We start from the raw sequence: 13,882 nt of genomic DNA on the forward strand, positions 1-13,882 counted from the left end.
TTCAGGCTGCGGTAATCAGCCAGCAGTTGTGGATCTGACGGTTGCGGGCAAAATCCTGCGACAGCGTTTTTTGCGAAATCTCTTGCGCCTTCAGGCCAAGCGCAGCCAGCCCGTCATGATCCATACGGAAACCGCGTTTGTTATTCGAGAACATAATGGTGCCGCCTTTTCGCAGCAGACGTTTTAGATCGGTCATCAGGCGAATGTGATCGCGCTGGACGTCAAACGCATCTTCCATTCGTTTGGAGTTGGAAAAGGTCGGCGGATCGATAAAGATCAGATCGAACTGCTCGGTGCTCTCCCGCAGCCAACCCAGCACGTCCGCCTGCATCAGGCGATGCGCGCGGCCGGTCAGGCCATTGAGACGCAGGTTGCGTTCCGCCCACTCCAGGTAGGTGCGTGACATATCCACCGTGGTGGTGGATCGCGCACCGCCGAGGCCTGCGTGGACGCTGGCGCTGCCGGTATAGGAGAACAGGTTCAGGAAGTCCTTACCTTTACTCATCTGGCCGAGCATGCGACGGGCGATACGGTGGTCGAGGAACAGACCGGTATCCAGGTAGTCGGTGAGGTTGACCCACAGGCGCGCGTTATACTCCTGTACCTCAATAAAGTCGCCCTTCTCCGCCATCTTCTGATACTGGTTTTTCCCCTTCTGCCGTTCACGGGTTTTCAGCACCAGCTTGTTAGGCGCCATGTCCAGTACGGCGATAGTCGCAGCGATGATGTCGAACAGACGCTGGCGCGCCTTATGCGCGTCGACGGTTTTCGGCGGGGCATACTCCTGGACCACCACCCAGTCGGCATAGCGGTCAATGGCCACGTTGTATTCCGGTAGATCAGCATCGTACAGGCGATAGCATTCGATTCCTTCCTGGCGGGCCCATTTTTCAAACTTCTTCAGGTTCTTACGCAGACGGTTAGCAAAATCCTCCGCCAGCATCGCCGGCTTGCCGCCTTCGCTCTCCGCCAGGTGATAATTCTTCTGCACGCAGTCCAGCGGGCCGTTCTTGGCTTTAAACTGCTTGTCGGCACGCAGCTGCAGGCAACTCAGCAGCTCCGGCGAAGCGCTGAATACCGACAGGTTCCAGCCGCCGAACTGACTTTTCATTATCCGGCCAAGCAGGCTGTGCAGAGCGATCAGCGCTGGCTCGCTTTCCAGACGTTCGCCGTACGGCGGGTTACTGATCACCGTCCCGTACGGGCCTTTCGGCAGCGGGTTGTTCAGTTGGGCGACGTCTTTCACGTCAAAATCGACCAGCTCGCCAATGCCGGCGCGGCGGGCGTTGCGGCGCGCGCGCTCGATTACGCGCACGTCGACGTCTGAGCCGTAGAAGCGTGACTCATACGCTGCCAATCCCTGACGAGCGCGGGTTTGCGCTTCCGCCTTCACCTCTTTCCAGATGGCGTCATCGTGCTGCGCCCAGCCGCCAAAGCCCCAGTGGCCGCGGTGCAGGCCCGGCGCGCGGTCGGTCGCCAGCATCGCCGCTTCAATCAGCAGGGTACCGGAGCCGCACATCGGATCGAGCAGCGGCGTACCCGGTACCCAGCCAGAGCGCATGACGATCGCCGCCGCGAGATTTTCTTTGATCGGCGCCATTCCGGTACCATCGCGATAGCCGCGCAGGTGTAGGCCTTCGCCGCTCAGATCCAGCGAGATGTGCGCCGTCTCTTTGTTCAGCCAGACGTTGATCCGCAGATCGGGCGACTCACGATCGACGTTCGGGCGCGGCAGATTCTTACGGGTGAAGCTGTCGACAATGGCGTCTTTAACCTTCAGCGCGCCGTACTGGCTGTTACGGATCTCGTCATTGAGGCCGCTAAAATGCACCGCGAAGGTGGCGCCAGGGTTGAACATCTCCGTCCACGGAATGGCCTGTACGCCGAGGTACAGATCCAGATCGCTGTATACGCGACATTCGCCCAGCGGCAGCATGATGCGCGAAGCCAGCCGGCTCCACATCAGGCTTTGATACAGCAGGCGCGTATCCCCCTGAAAATGGACCCCGCCCTGGACTACCTGGCAGTCCGTCGCGCCAAGCCCTTCCAGTTCAGTTTTTAACAGCTCTTCCAGCCCACGAGCCGTACTGGCAAACAGAGAATTCATATCGTCACTTTTACTTAAAGAAAATTGGTGCGCATTATAGCCAATATGTGCCCTATGTCATAAAGTTATAGGCTTATTTTTGGAACCCGGAGGCAGCGTATGGTAACGCTATCGCGACTTTTTATTCATCCTGTTAAATCCATGCGCGGCATGGGCCTGACCCACGCCTTTGCTGATATCAGCGGCCTGGCCTTCGATCGCCTGTTTATGGTCACCGAAACCGACGGGACCTTTATTACCGCTCGCCAGTTTCCGCAAATGGTGAAATTTATTCCGGCGCCGCTGCATGATGGCCTTCACCTGACCGCACCGGACGGCAGCAGCGCCGTGGTGCGTTTTAGCGATTTCGCCACGCAGGCCGAGCCGACCGAAGTCTGGGGCAACCATTTTACCGCCCTCATCGCGCCCGCCGCCGTTAACCAGTGGCTCAGCGGCTTTTTCAAGCGCGATGTCCAGCTGCGCTGGCTGGGGCCGCAGCTAACCCGCCGGGTAAAGCGCCATGATGCGGTGCCGCTCTCCTTCGCCGACGGCTACCCTTACCTGCTGGCTAACGAGGCCTCCCTGCGCGATCTGCAACAGCGCTGCCCGGCCAGCGTAAGCATAGAACAGTTTCGCCCTAACCTTGTGGTCACCGGCGCGGCGGCCTGGGATGAAGATAGCTGGAAAGTGATCCGCATCGGCGAGGTGGTGTTTGATGTCGCTAAGCCGTGCAGCCGCTGCATTTTTACCACCGTCAGCCCGGAGCGCGGTCAGAAGCATCCCGCCGGGGAGCCGCTGGAAACCTTAAAGCGTTTTCGTACCGCGCTGGACAATGGCGATGTCGATTTTGGCCAGAACCTGATTGCCCGCAACAGCGGGGTGATCCGGGTGGGAGATGAAGTGGAAATCCTTACCCGCGGCCCGGCGAAAGCCTACGGGGCAGGTGAAAGCGACGATACCCCGGCTCCCGAGGCGCAGCAGCAGGCTACGGTTGCCATCGAATGGCAGGGTCAACAGTTTACCGGCAATAACCAGCAGGTGCTGCTGGAGCAACTGGAACAACAGGGCATTCGCGTACCCTATTCGTGTCGGGCGGGGATCTGCGGCAGCTGCCGCATCCGGCTGGAAGAGGGAGAAGTGAGTCCGTTAAAGAAAAACGCGGTTGCCGGAGATGGCACTATTCTCGCCTGCAGCTGTGTACCGAAAACAGCGCTACGCCTGGCGCCTTAAACCGCCTGCCCCAGACTGTAGCTGACCGCGCTCTGCGCCGGCTGCAGTCTGTCATTCATGATTTTAATGACATCGCCCAGCTGCATGACGCGGCCGGCAAGGGTGAGACCCGGCTGAGCCAACAGACAGAGCGCGGCGTTATCGCCCGGCTCCACCACCAGTAAATTCACCTGCTCGCCGGTATCGCTCAGCCAAACGCAGGCGGCGTCGCCGCCGCTCGGCTGCCAGTGATGGGTATGGGCGATAAAGTGCCAGCTTTTCGGCATCTGCGGTTTGAGAAAACGGATGGCGGTGAGCGCGTTAAGGACTAATTCCGCCCGCTGCTCTTTCGATAGCTCGAGATCGCGACATTTTTCTTCAAAAGAGAAATAGAGCGCGGCGTCATCAACGCAAAATCCCGAAGGGGCAAAGGCATCCGGAGTCAGCATGCGCCGGGCGAAGCGCGAGCGAAATAACATGCCATTGGCCAGATCGAGCATCATGCGGTCGTGCTCTTCATCGTAATACCAACGCCAGTTATCGTCAGGTTTAATCCGCATTTTTCCCCCTGTCCCCTTTCATACGCCTCTGCAAAGTTGTTGCGACTTACCGCAGAATATTTTCTAAAATTAAGAAAAGTCTAAAATGTTTAAATAAGCAACAGTGAGGGAATATAAAACAACCAGGGCCGGAAATAAAGCCCTGGGTGGGATTCAGAGGAGGAAAAGATTAGATGTGGGTAACAATTTCTTTAATCAGCGGCGGACCTTTAAAAATAAATCCAGAATAGATCTGCACCAGCGATGCCCCGGCGGCAATCTTTTCCCGCGCGGCAATCACCGAATCAATGCCGCCCACGCCGATGATAGGCAAACGGCCATTCAGCTCAGCGGAGAGCATACGGATAATTTCAGTGCTTTTTAATTGTAATGGACGACCGCTAAGCCCGCCGGTCTCATCGCAATGTTTCATTCCCTGAACCAGGGAACGATCGAGGGTGGTATTGGTTGCAATCACGCCATCAATATTATGACGCACGAGGCTATCGGCAACCTGGATCAATTCCTCAGGTAAAAGATCCGGCGCGATCTTTACGGCGACCGGGACATATTTTTGATGCTTCTGCTGCAGCTCGAGCTGCTTATTTTTAATACCGGAGAGTAAATCATCCAGCGCTTCGCCGTATTGCAGCGTGCGCAGCCCTGGGGTATTCGGCGAGGAGATATTAATGGCGATATACCCGGCGTACGGATAGACTTTTTCCATACAAATCAGGTAATCATCTTTCCCGTGCTCAACCGGCGTATCTTTATTTTTGCCGATATTGATACCCAGCACGCCGTCAAAATGCGCCTTTTTCACGTTCTCAACCAGGTTATCGACGCCATGGTTATTAAAGCCCATGCGGTTGATCAATCCCTCGGCATCAACCAGACGGAAGATCCTTGGCTTATCGTTGCCCGGCTGCGGACGCGGCGTCACGGTGCCGATCTCAATCGAACCAAACCCCATCGCGCCCAGCGCGTCAATGCATTCCCCATTTTTATCCAGCCCGGCCGCCAGACCCAGCGGGTTTTTAAAGGTTAGCCCCATGCAGGTGACAGGCCTGGCCGGTACCTTCTGGCGAACCAGCATTTCCAGCGGCGTCCCGGTGACACGGCGTAATTGTTGAAAGGTAACTTCATGAGCGCGCTCAGGATCGAGCTGAAAAAGGGCTTTACGAACGAAGGGGTAGTACATGAACTCTCCTGGATTCCCGGTGTGCAAACCGGGGGCGTATTATGTGCGATCTGTTGCGGAAAGGGAATTGACCTGCGACAAAAAATCCCCCATCAGCGCAAACGATTACCTACCCCGCGCGCCATTATGCGCTTTTCGGCTATCTAACCGCGGATAAATCATTTAGGGAAATAATGGCCCTCTGTCACACTCACTATAAATGTTATCAATTATAGATAAATGCAAACATTTAGTTATAAGGAGAGAGAGATGCGCGTCATTACGCTTGCGGGCAGCCCGCGTTACCCTTCCCGTTCCAGCGCTTTGCTGGAATACGCCAGAGAGACGCTCACCGCCGCCGATATCGAAGTCTGCCACTGGCATCTGCAGAACTTTGCCCCGGAAGACCTCCTGTACGCTCGTTTTGACAACCCGGCGCTGCAGACGCTCAACGAACAGCTGGCCGGGGCTGATGGCCTGATCATCGCCACGCCGGTGTATAAAGCCTCGTTCTCCGGCGCGCTGAAAACGCTGCTCGACCTGCTGCCTGAGCGAGCGCTGGAGGGCAAAATCGTGCTGCCGCTCGCCACCGGCGGGACCATCGCTCACATGCTGGCGGTGGACTACGCGCTGAAGCCAGTGCTGAATGCCCTCAAGGCCCAGGAGATCCTCCATGGCGTCTTCGCTGATGACAGCCAGGTGACCGATTACCAGCATAAGCCGCAGTTTACCGCGAATCTGCAGCGGCGCCTTGATGACGCCCTGGAGACCTTCTGGCAGGCGCTGCATCGCCCCAGCAGCCGTGCGCCGTCGTTAACATCTCTGCGTGGGGTGGAGCATGCTTAATCCTCTCCGCGCCCTGACTCTGGGCGGACTGCTGCTATTCTCTACGCTGGGTCACGCCGCCCCGGCGGCGCCTGACGCTCTGCGCATCGGCTACCAGAAAGGCAGCGTCAGCATGGTGCTGGCGAAGAGCCATCAGCTGCTGGAGCAGCGCTATCCGCAAACCCATATCTCGTGGATTGAGTTCCCGGCCGGTCCGCAGATGCTGGAGGCGCTGAACGTCGGCAGCATTGATATCGGCAGTACCGGCGATATTCCGCCTATCTTTGCCCAGGCGGCAGGCGCCGATTTGGTCTATATCGGCGCGGAGCCGCCCAAGCCCAAGGCGGAGGTGATCCTGGTGGCGCAGGGCAGCCCGATTCATAACGTTGCTGAGTTAAAAGGGAAAAAGGTCGCTTTTCAGAAAGGCTCCAGCTCCCACAATCTGCTGCTGCGCGCCCTGCAGCTCGCAGGTCTGAAATTTAGCGATATTCAGCCGGTTTACCTTGCCCCCGCCGATGCGCGCGCCGCCTTCCAGCAGGGCAATGTCGACGCATGGGCCATCTGGGATCCGTACTACTCCGCCGCGCTGCTGCAGGGCGGCGCCCGGGTACTCACTGACGGAACCGATCTGAAACAGACGGGATCCTTCTATCTTGCTTCCCGGCCCTACGCTGAACGCAATGGCGCTTTCATTGAAGGCGTACTCGACACCTTTACTCAGGCCGATGCCCTGACCCACAGCCAACGCGCGCAAAGCATTACGCTGCTGGCGAAAACGATGGGCTTACCGGAGGCGGTGATCGCCAGCTATCTGGACCATCGTCCCCCCACCGCGGTTACCCCGGTGAGCGCCGAAACCGCCGCTCGCCAGCAGCAGACGGCAGACCTGTTCTACGAGAACAAGCTGGTGCCACAAAAAGTTGATATCCGGGCCCGCATCTGGCAGCCCACCGCCACACAAGGAGCGAAATCATGAGTCTGAATATGTTCTGGTTTTTACCGACCCATGGTGATGGTCGTTATCTGGGTACCGAAGAGGGTGCCCGTCCGGTCGATTATGGCTATCTGCAGCAAATCGCGCAGACGGCGGATCGGCTGGGCTTCACCGGCGTGCTGATCCCGACCGGACGCTCTTGTGAGGATGCGTGGCTGGTCGCGGCCTCAATGATCCCGGTGACGCAGCGGCTGAAGTTCCTTGTCGCCCTCAGGCCAAGCGTGGTATCGCCGACGGTGGCCGCGCGTCAGGCGGCGACCCTGGACCGGCTGTCAAACGGCCGGGCGCTGTTCAATCTGGTCACCGGCAGCGATCCTGCCGAACTGGCAGGCGACGGCGTCTTCCTCGACCACACCGAGCGCTATGAGGCCTCGGCTGAATTTACCCACATCTGGCGCAAGCTGATGGAGGGAGAAACCGTCACCTTTAACGGCAAGCATCAGCGCGTTCGCGACGCCAAACTGCTGTTTCCGCCACTGCAGCAGCCGCGTCCACCGCTCTATTTCGGCGGCTCGTCTGAGGTGGCGCAGGAGCTGGCCGCTGAGCAGGTCGATCTTTATCTTACCTGGGGAGAACCGCCGGCCCAGGTGGCAGAGAAAATAGCTCAGGTGCGAGAGAAAGCCGCCCGGCATGGTCGCCAGGTGCGTTTTGGCATCCGTCTGCACGTGATCGTCAGGGAAACCAACGAGGAAGCGTGGCAGGCGGCGGACAGCCTTATCTCCCATCTTGACGACGAGACGATCGCCCGCGCCCAGGCGGCTTTCGCCAGAACCGACTCCGTCGGCCAGCAAAGGATGGCGGCCCTGCACAACGGGCGACGCGATAAGCTGGAAATCAGCCCCAACCTGTGGGCTGGCGTGGGTTTAGCGCGCGGCGGCGCCGGGACCGCGCTGGTGGGCGATGCCGCCACCGTTGCCGAACGGATCAATGAATACGCCGCGCTGGGTATCGATAGCTTTATCTTTTCCGGCTATCCGCATCTGGAAGAGGCGTACCGGGTCGGAGAGCTGCTGTTCCCCCTGCTTGACGTCGCGGTGCCGTCCATCCCGCAGCCGCAAAACCTGCGCGTGCAGGGGGAAGCGGTCGCCAACGAGTTTATTCCGCGTAAAGTAGCGCAAAGCTGAGGAGACCGTGATGGCAAAATCAACCCATCCCCTGTTGTTACGCCTCGCCCCATGGCTGCTGCCGGTAGGGACGGTCATTGTCTGGCAGCTGGCCTCGTCCGTCGGCTGGCTGTCGACGCGGGTGCTGCCCTCGCCGGAGGGGGTATTGAAAGCGTTCTGGACCCTCTCGGCCAGCGGTGAGCTGTGGCAGCATCTGGCCATCAGCTCATGGCGGGCGCTGGTCGGCTTCGCCATCGGCGGCTCGATCGGGCTAATACTCGGCCTGATCAGCGGCCTGTCTCGCTGGGGCGAGCGTCTGCTGGATACCTCGATCCAGATGCTGCGCAATGTCCCGCATCTGGCGCTGATCCCGCTGGTGATCTTGTGGTTCGGCATCGATGAGACCGCCAAGATCTTCCTTGTCTCGCTGGGCACCCTGTTCCCGATCTATATCAACACCTGGCACGGGATCCGCAATATTGACCGTGGGCTGGTTGAGATGGCGCGCAGCTATGGCTTATCCGGCTTCGCCCTGTTCCGTCACGTGATATTACCCGGCGCCCTGCCCTCAGTTATGGTCGGCGTGCGTTTTGCCCTTGGTCTGATGTGGCTGACGCTTATTGTCGCCGAAACTATCTCGGCGAATGCCGGCATCGGTTATCTGGCGATGAACGCGCGTGAATTTCTGCAAACCGACGTGGTGGTAGTGGCGATCATCCTTTACGCCATCCTTGGCAAACTGGCCGACGTCTGCGCCCAGCTGCTGGAACGGCTCTGGCTGCGCTGGAATCCGGCGTATCATCTTCAGGAGGCTAACGCATGAACACTGCCCGTCTCAACCCAGGTATCCCGCTGCTGCTGAACGGGGTGACGAAACGCTATGGCGACAACACCATTCTTAACGAGCTGGATCTGCATATTCCCAGCGGCCAGTTTGTGGCGGTGGTAGGCCGCAGCGGCGGCGGCAAAAGTACCCTGCTGCGCCTGCTGGCAGGTCTGGAAAAACCAAACGCCGGCGAACTGCTGGCTGGCGCGACGCCCCTGGCGGCGATCCAGGACGACACCCGGATGATGTTTCAGGATGCGCGCCTGCTGCCGTGGAAAACAGTGATTGATAACGTGGGGCTGGGGTTAAAAGGCGCCTGGCGCGACGCCGCCCTGCAGGCGTTGGCCAGCGTCGGACTTGAAAGCCGCGCACAGGAGTGGCCGGCCGCGCTGTCGGGTGGGCAGAAGCAGCGCGTTGCGCTGGCCCGCGCGCTGATCCATCGCCCGCGCCTGCTGCTGCTGGACGAACCGCTGGGGGCGCTGGATGCCCTCACCCGTCTGGAGATGCAGGAGCTGATCGTCTCCCTGTGGCAGGAGCATGGCTTTACGGTCCTGCTGGTCACGCACGACGTCAGTGAAGCGGTGGCCATGGCCGATCGGGTACTGTTAATTGAAGAGAAGAAGATTGGCCTCGATTTAAGCGTGGATATCCCGCGACCGCGGCGCACCGGTTCGGCGAAGCTGGCCGAGCTGGAGGCTGAAGTACTGGATCGGGTGATGAAACGCGGCGACAGCGAGCGTGCGCCGCGTTTGTTTAGTCATGGCTGACCGGCGTAACTGTCTGCTGTCTGAACGGGGGCATATCGTCATCCGACATGTCCCCGGCTCGCGCGTTGCACAGCCGGGCTACCAACGCCAAATCAGCCGTGTATTCCAGGTCGGGTAAGCATCGCGCCGCCCGACAACATCACCACGCTAACGGGTAACCCGGACAGGGCGCAAGGCGCGCCGCAATCCGGGGTTATGGCACCGTTACGCCAGCGCCTTACTGATTTTCTCGAACAGGTCGCCAGAGAGATTCTCCAGCCCCTTCAGCTGCTCCAGCGCGGCGCGCATCAGCGCCTGTCGCTTCTCATCATAACGCTTCAGACGAATCAACGGCTCAATCAGGCGCGACGCCACCTGCGGGTTACGCTGGTTAAGCTCGGTCAGCATCTCCACCAGGAACTGATAGCCGCTGCCATCTTCAGCATGGAACGCCGCCGGGTTGCTGCTGGCGAAAGCGCCGATTAACGAGCGCACACGGTTCGGGTTGCTCATGCTGAACGAACGGTGGTTCAGCAGACCGCGCACGGTTTCCACCACGTTGGCTGCCGGGCTGGTGGACTGCAGGATAAACCACTTATCCATCACCAGACCGTCCTGATGCCATTTGTCATCGTACTCCTGCATCAGCGCATCGCGGCACGGCAACTCAGCGGCAACCGCCGCCGACAGGGCGGCCAGCGCGTCGGTCATGTTATCTGCCTGGTGATACTGCGTCGCCACCAGCTTATCGCCCAGCGTCGGTTCCGCAAACGCCAGATAGCGCAGGCAGGTATTGCGCAGAGCACGTTTACCAATATCGGCGTGCTCCACCCGATAGCTGTCGAGCTTATTGGCGTTATAAACCGCGAGGAATTCGTCCGCCAGTTCGTTCGCCAGGGTGCGGGTGAGCGCTTCGCGCACGGCGGCGATGGCGATCGGATCGATAATCGCGAACATCTCGGCGATTTCGTTGGCTGACGGCAGGGTTAAGATCTCAGCGGCCAGCGCCGGATCAATCTTCTCATCCAGCAGGATGGCGCGGAAGGCATCCGCTACGTGCACCGGCAGCGACAGCGGCTGCCCCTGCTGATGGCGGTTGACGTTCAGCTTGATGTAAGTCGCCAGCAGGCTCTGCGCCGCATCCCAGCGCGAGAAATCATTCCGCGCGTGACGCATCAGGAAGGTCAGCTGCTGATCGCTCCACTTGTATTCCAGTTTCACAGGCGCTGAAAATTCGCACAGCAGCGCCGGCACCGGCTGGAAATAAACGTTATCGAAGACAAACGTCTGCTCGGCCTGGGTCACATTAAGCACCGGGTGTACCGGGTGACCGCCCTTCTGCAGGGGGATCACCTTGCCCTCGTTATCGTACAGCTCAATGGCAAACGGGATATGCAGCGGCTGCTTCTCGGCCTGCTCGGCGGTCGGCGGCGTACGCTGGCTGATGGTCAACGTATACTGCTCGGTCTCCGGATTATAGTCGTCATGCACGGTGACGATTGGCGTACCGGACTGGCTGTACCAGAGGCGGAAGTGCGACAGGTCGACGTTAGAGGCATCTTCCATCGCCTGCACGAAATCGTCGCAGGTGGCGGCGCTGCCGTCATGGCGTTCAAAGTACAGCTGCATCCCTTTCTGGAAGTTTTCTTCACCCAGCAGGGTGTGCAACATGCGGATCACTTCGGCACCCTTTTCATAGACCGTCAGGGTGTAGAAGTTGTTCATCTCGATAACCATATCCGGACGGATCGGGTGCGCCATCGGGCTGGCGTCTTCGGCAAACTGCAGCCCGCGCATGGTGCGCACGTTGTTGATGCGGTTCACCGCCCGTGAGCCGAGGTCGGAACTGAACTCCTGATCGCGGAACACGGTCAGCCCCTCTTTCAGGCTGAGCTGGAACCAGTCACGACAGGTGACGCGGTTGCCGGTCCAGTTATGGAAATATTCATGACCAATCACGCGCTCAATATCGAGGTAGTCTTTATCGGTGGCGGTATCGGTACGAGCCAGAACATATTTGGAGTTAAAGACGTTGAGTCCTTTGTTCTCCATGGCACCCATATTAAAGAAGTCGACGGCGACAATCATATAGATATCGAGGTCGTACTCGAGGCCAAAGCGCTCCTCATCCCACTTCATAGAGTTTTTCAGCGAGGTCATCGCCCAGGGCGCGCGATCGAGGTTGCCGCGATCGACGTACAGCTCCAGCGCCACTTCGCGGCCAGAGCGGGTGCGGAATGAATCGCGCAGGACGTCAAAATCACCGGCCACCAGCGCAAACAGGTAGCACGGCTTCGGGAACGGATCCTGCCACTGTACCCAGTGACGACCATTCTCCAGCTCCCCTTCCGCCATACGGTTGCCGTTGGAAAGCAGGAACGGGTATTTCGCTTTATCGGCGATAATTTTGGTGGTAAAGCGCGCCAGCACATCCGGACGGTCCAGATACCAGGTGATATGGCGGAAACCTTCCGCTTCGCACTGGGTGCACAGCGCTTCGCCTGACTGATACAGGCCTTCCAGCGCGGTGTTCGCCGCCGGGCTGATCTCATTGACGATGGTCAGGGTGAAATGCTCCGGCAGGCCGCCGATCACCAGCTGATTGTTTTCTTCTTTATAGTCACTCCACGGCTGGCCGTTCACCTGCAGAGCGATCAGGGTCAGATCTTCGCCGTCCAGGCGCAATGGCACATCAGACGCAGCCGCGTGGCGGGAGACCTTGCTCTCGGCCGTAACAACGGTTTTTGCGGCATCCAGGTCAAAGGTCAAATCGATATCGCTAATCAGATACTCCGGCGCACGATAGTCGTGGCGGTATTTGGCTTGGGGCTGTTGTGTCATAAAAAACCTTTAGCATCTTCGGTAAAGTGTCGTCCCAGTCTATTCCTGTTGTGTCAATCGCGCTATGCAGAATCTTCATCTTTTCAACGTGAAACACGGAAATTGCTACATTTTGTTAACACTCGCGGCACGAAATGCCCTCGACCCGACGCAAAGCTTGTGGTGTGATCCATGTTCAATATATTAAACTAGGCCTCGCAAATGACCGTCAGCGTCACCATTGCTCGCCATCGCGGGACAGAGTCGGGTAATAAAGGTATACTCCGCCTCCATTTTCCGCGTTGGTTTCGATGGAACGCTCCAGTGAGAGGATGCTACTGCGCACCATGACACAATTCACTTCTCCTGTACTGCACTCGCTGCTTGATACGGATGCCTATAAGCTGCACATGCAGCAGGCTGTCTTCCACCGCTACGGCGATGTGCATGTGGCGGCGGAGTTTCGCTGCCGCGGAGACGACCTGCTCGGCATCTATGCCGACGCGATCCGCGAGCAGGTGGAGTCCATGCGCGACCTGAGGCTGCGGGATGATGAATATCGCTGGCTGTCCACCCTTCCCTTTTTTCGCCAGGATTACCTCAACTGGCTGCGCGATTTTCGCTATGACCCGAGCCAGGTCACGGTCAGCAATGACAATGGTAAGCTGAACATTCGCCTTACCGGCCCATGGCGGGAAGCCATCATGTGGGAAGTCCCGCTGCTGGCGGTGATAAGCGAGTTGGTCCATCGCTATCGTTCACCAGAGATGGGCGTCGATCAGGCGCTCAACACGCTGGAACATAAGCTAGGCGACTTCGCCACCATGACCGCTGACCTCGACATGAGCGCCTTCCGTCTGATGGACTTCGGCACCCGCCGTCGTTTCTCACGCGAGGTGCAGGAAGGTATTGTGCGGCGTCTGCAGCAGGAACCATGGTTTGTCGGCACCAGCAATTACGATCTGGCGCGCCGTCTGAATTTAACCCCGATGGGTACCCAGGCCCATGAGTGGTTCCAGGCCCACCAGCAGATCAGCCCGAGCCTTGCCAGCAGCCAGCGGGCGGCCCTTGCCGCCTGGCTGGAAGAGTATCCCGACCAGCTGGGTATCGCGCTGACCGACTGCATCACTATGGATGCGTTCCTGCGCGATTTCGGTCCGGAATTCGCCACCCGCTATCAGGGGTTGCGCCACGATTCCGGCGACCCGGTGGAATGGGGAGAAAAAGCTATCGCCCATTATCAGAAGCTGGGTATCGATCCGCTGAGCAAAGTGCTGGTCTTCTCCGATAATCTCGACCTGGCGAAAGCCGTCGATCTGTATCGCCACTTCGCCTCGCGGGTGAAGCTCAGCTTTGGGATCGGCACCCGTTTAACCTGCGATCTGCCGCAGGTTAAACCGCTCAATATCGTGATTAAGCTGGTGGAATGTAACGGCAAGCCGGTGGCGAAACTCTCCGACAGCCCGGGGAAAACCATCTGCCACGATAAGGCCTTCGTCCGCGCCCTGCGCGAAGCGTTCGACCTGCCGCCGATTAAAAAGGCAAGCTAAAAAA

The 13,882-nt window shown here is 58.8% G+C and carries 11 protein-coding genes; 7 read left to right on the forward strand and 4 right to left on the reverse strand.

Annotated elements, in window-relative coordinates:
* Position 1: 1 nt before the first annotated feature.
* A complete protein-coding gene (rlmKL, locus tag LPQ25_RS16890) occupies positions 2-2,107 on the reverse strand; it encodes a bifunctional 23S rRNA (guanine(2069)-N(7))-methyltransferase RlmK/23S rRNA (guanine(2445)-N(2))-methyltransferase RlmL (RefSeq protein ID WP_014907888.1) in 2,106 nt (701 codons plus the stop codon).
* Positions 2,108-2,206: 99 nt separating this feature from the next.
* Between rlmKL and LPQ25_RS16895 the strand changes: the two genes are divergently transcribed.
* A complete protein-coding gene (locus LPQ25_RS16895; RefSeq protein WP_004179196.1) occupies positions 2,207-3,316 on the forward strand; it encodes a YcbX family protein in 1,110 nt (369 codons plus the stop codon).
* Here LPQ25_RS16895 and zapC read toward each other — a convergent pair.
* Both zapC and pyrD read right to left on the reverse strand, forming a co-directional pair.
* Positions 3,313-3,855, reverse strand: a complete 543-nt coding sequence (gene zapC, locus LPQ25_RS16900) for a cell division protein ZapC (protein ID WP_002898308.1) — start codon at positions 3,853-3,855, stop codon at positions 3,313-3,315. The genes LPQ25_RS16895 and zapC overlap by 4 nt on opposite strands.
* Positions 3,856-4,024: 169 nt before the next feature.
* Positions 4,025-5,035, reverse strand: coding sequence for a quinone-dependent dihydroorotate dehydrogenase (gene pyrD, locus LPQ25_RS16905; protein ID WP_002898303.1), 1,011 nt, complete (start codon positions 5,033-5,035; stop codon positions 4,025-4,027).
* Between the two features lie 249 nt (positions 5,036-5,284).
* Between pyrD and ssuE the strand changes: the two genes are divergently transcribed.
* Genes ssuE through ssuB form a run of 5 tightly spaced genes read left to right on the forward strand, consistent with a single transcriptional unit; the run spans position 5,285 to position 9,529 of the window.
* Positions 5,285-5,860 carry an NADPH-dependent FMN reductase gene (gene ssuE, locus LPQ25_RS16910; protein ID WP_002898296.1) on the forward strand — a complete coding sequence of 192 codons (576 nt, stop codon included), beginning with the start codon at positions 5,285-5,287 and terminating at the stop codon, positions 5,858-5,860.
* Positions 5,853-6,815, forward strand: coding sequence for a sulfonate ABC transporter substrate-binding protein (locus LPQ25_RS16915; RefSeq protein ID WP_004224027.1), 963 nt, complete (start codon positions 5,853-5,855; stop codon positions 6,813-6,815). The genes ssuE and LPQ25_RS16915 overlap by 8 nt, the downstream gene beginning before the upstream one ends.
* Positions 6,812-7,957, forward strand: coding sequence for an FMNH2-dependent alkanesulfonate monooxygenase (gene ssuD / locus LPQ25_RS16920; protein WP_014907889.1), 1,146 nt, complete (start codon positions 6,812-6,814; stop codon positions 7,955-7,957). The genes LPQ25_RS16915 and ssuD overlap by 4 nt, the downstream gene beginning before the upstream one ends.
* A 10-nt stretch (positions 7,958-7,967) precedes the next feature.
* The gene (ssuC, locus tag LPQ25_RS16925; protein ID WP_004141755.1) at positions 7,968-8,759 is read left to right on the forward strand and encodes an aliphatic sulfonate ABC transporter permease SsuC; all 792 of its coding nucleotides are present in this window, start codon (positions 7,968-7,970) and stop codon (positions 8,757-8,759) included.
* Positions 8,756-9,529, forward strand: a complete 774-nt coding sequence (gene ssuB, locus LPQ25_RS16930; RefSeq protein WP_004150838.1) for an aliphatic sulfonates ABC transporter ATP-binding protein — start codon at positions 8,756-8,758, stop codon at positions 9,527-9,529. Before ssuC ends, ssuB begins: the two co-directional genes overlap by 4 nt.
* A 204-nt stretch (positions 9,530-9,733) precedes the next feature.
* Here the strand turns inward: ssuB and pepN are convergent, their stop codons facing one another.
* The gene (gene pepN / locus LPQ25_RS16935) at positions 9,734-12,349 is read right to left on the reverse strand and encodes an aminopeptidase N (RefSeq protein ID WP_002898220.1); all 2,616 of its coding nucleotides are present in this window, start codon (positions 12,347-12,349) and stop codon (positions 9,734-9,736) included.
* 326 nt (positions 12,350-12,675) lie between these two features.
* Here pepN and pncB point away from each other — a divergent pair, with 326 nt between their 5' ends.
* Positions 12,676-13,878: a nicotinate phosphoribosyltransferase gene (pncB, locus tag LPQ25_RS16940; RefSeq protein WP_002898217.1), complete on the forward strand. Its 1,203-nt coding sequence runs from the start codon at positions 12,676-12,678 to the stop codon at positions 13,876-13,878.
* The last annotated feature ends 4 nt before the right edge of the window (positions 13,879-13,882 follow it).

Origin of the sequence: Klebsiella sp. KPN54798, from assembly GCF_021184225.1 — a bacterium.
GTDB classification, from domain to species: Bacteria; Pseudomonadota; Gammaproteobacteria; order Enterobacterales; family Enterobacteriaceae; genus Klebsiella; species Klebsiella pneumoniae.

What these genes read in the sequence shown, in the direction of transcription:
- zapC (WP_002898308.1), bottom strand. Translation starts at nt 3,855, where the DNA reads ATGCGGATTAAACCTGACGATAACTGGCGTTGGTATTACGATGAAGAG.
- ssuD (WP_014907889.1), top strand. Translation starts at nt 6,812, where the DNA reads ATGAGTCTGAATATGTTCTGGTTTTTACCGACCCATGGTGATGGTCGT.
- pepN (WP_002898220.1), bottom strand. Translation starts at nt 12,349, where the DNA reads ATGACACAACAGCCCCAAGCCAAATACCGCCACGACTATCGTGCGCCG.
- LPQ25_RS16895 (WP_004179196.1), top strand. Translation starts at nt 2,207, where the DNA reads ATGGTAACGCTATCGCGACTTTTTATTCATCCTGTTAAATCCATGCGC.
- ssuC (WP_004141755.1), top strand. Translation starts at nt 7,968, where the DNA reads ATGGCAAAATCAACCCATCCCCTGTTGTTACGCCTCGCCCCATGGCTG.
- LPQ25_RS16915 (WP_004224027.1), top strand. Translation starts at nt 5,853, where the DNA reads ATGCTTAATCCTCTCCGCGCCCTGACTCTGGGCGGACTGCTGCTATTC.
- pyrD (WP_002898303.1), bottom strand. Translation starts at nt 5,035, where the DNA reads ATGTACTACCCCTTCGTTCGTAAAGCCCTTTTTCAGCTCGATCCTGAG.
- rlmKL (WP_014907888.1), bottom strand. Translation starts at nt 2,107, where the DNA reads ATGAATTCTCTGTTTGCCAGTACGGCTCGTGGGCTGGAAGAGCTGTTA.
- pncB (WP_002898217.1), top strand. Translation starts at nt 12,676, where the DNA reads ATGACACAATTCACTTCTCCTGTACTGCACTCGCTGCTTGATACGGAT.
- ssuB (WP_004150838.1), top strand. Translation starts at nt 8,756, where the DNA reads ATGAACACTGCCCGTCTCAACCCAGGTATCCCGCTGCTGCTGAACGGG.
- ssuE (WP_002898296.1), top strand. Translation starts at nt 5,285, where the DNA reads ATGCGCGTCATTACGCTTGCGGGCAGCCCGCGTTACCCTTCCCGTTCC.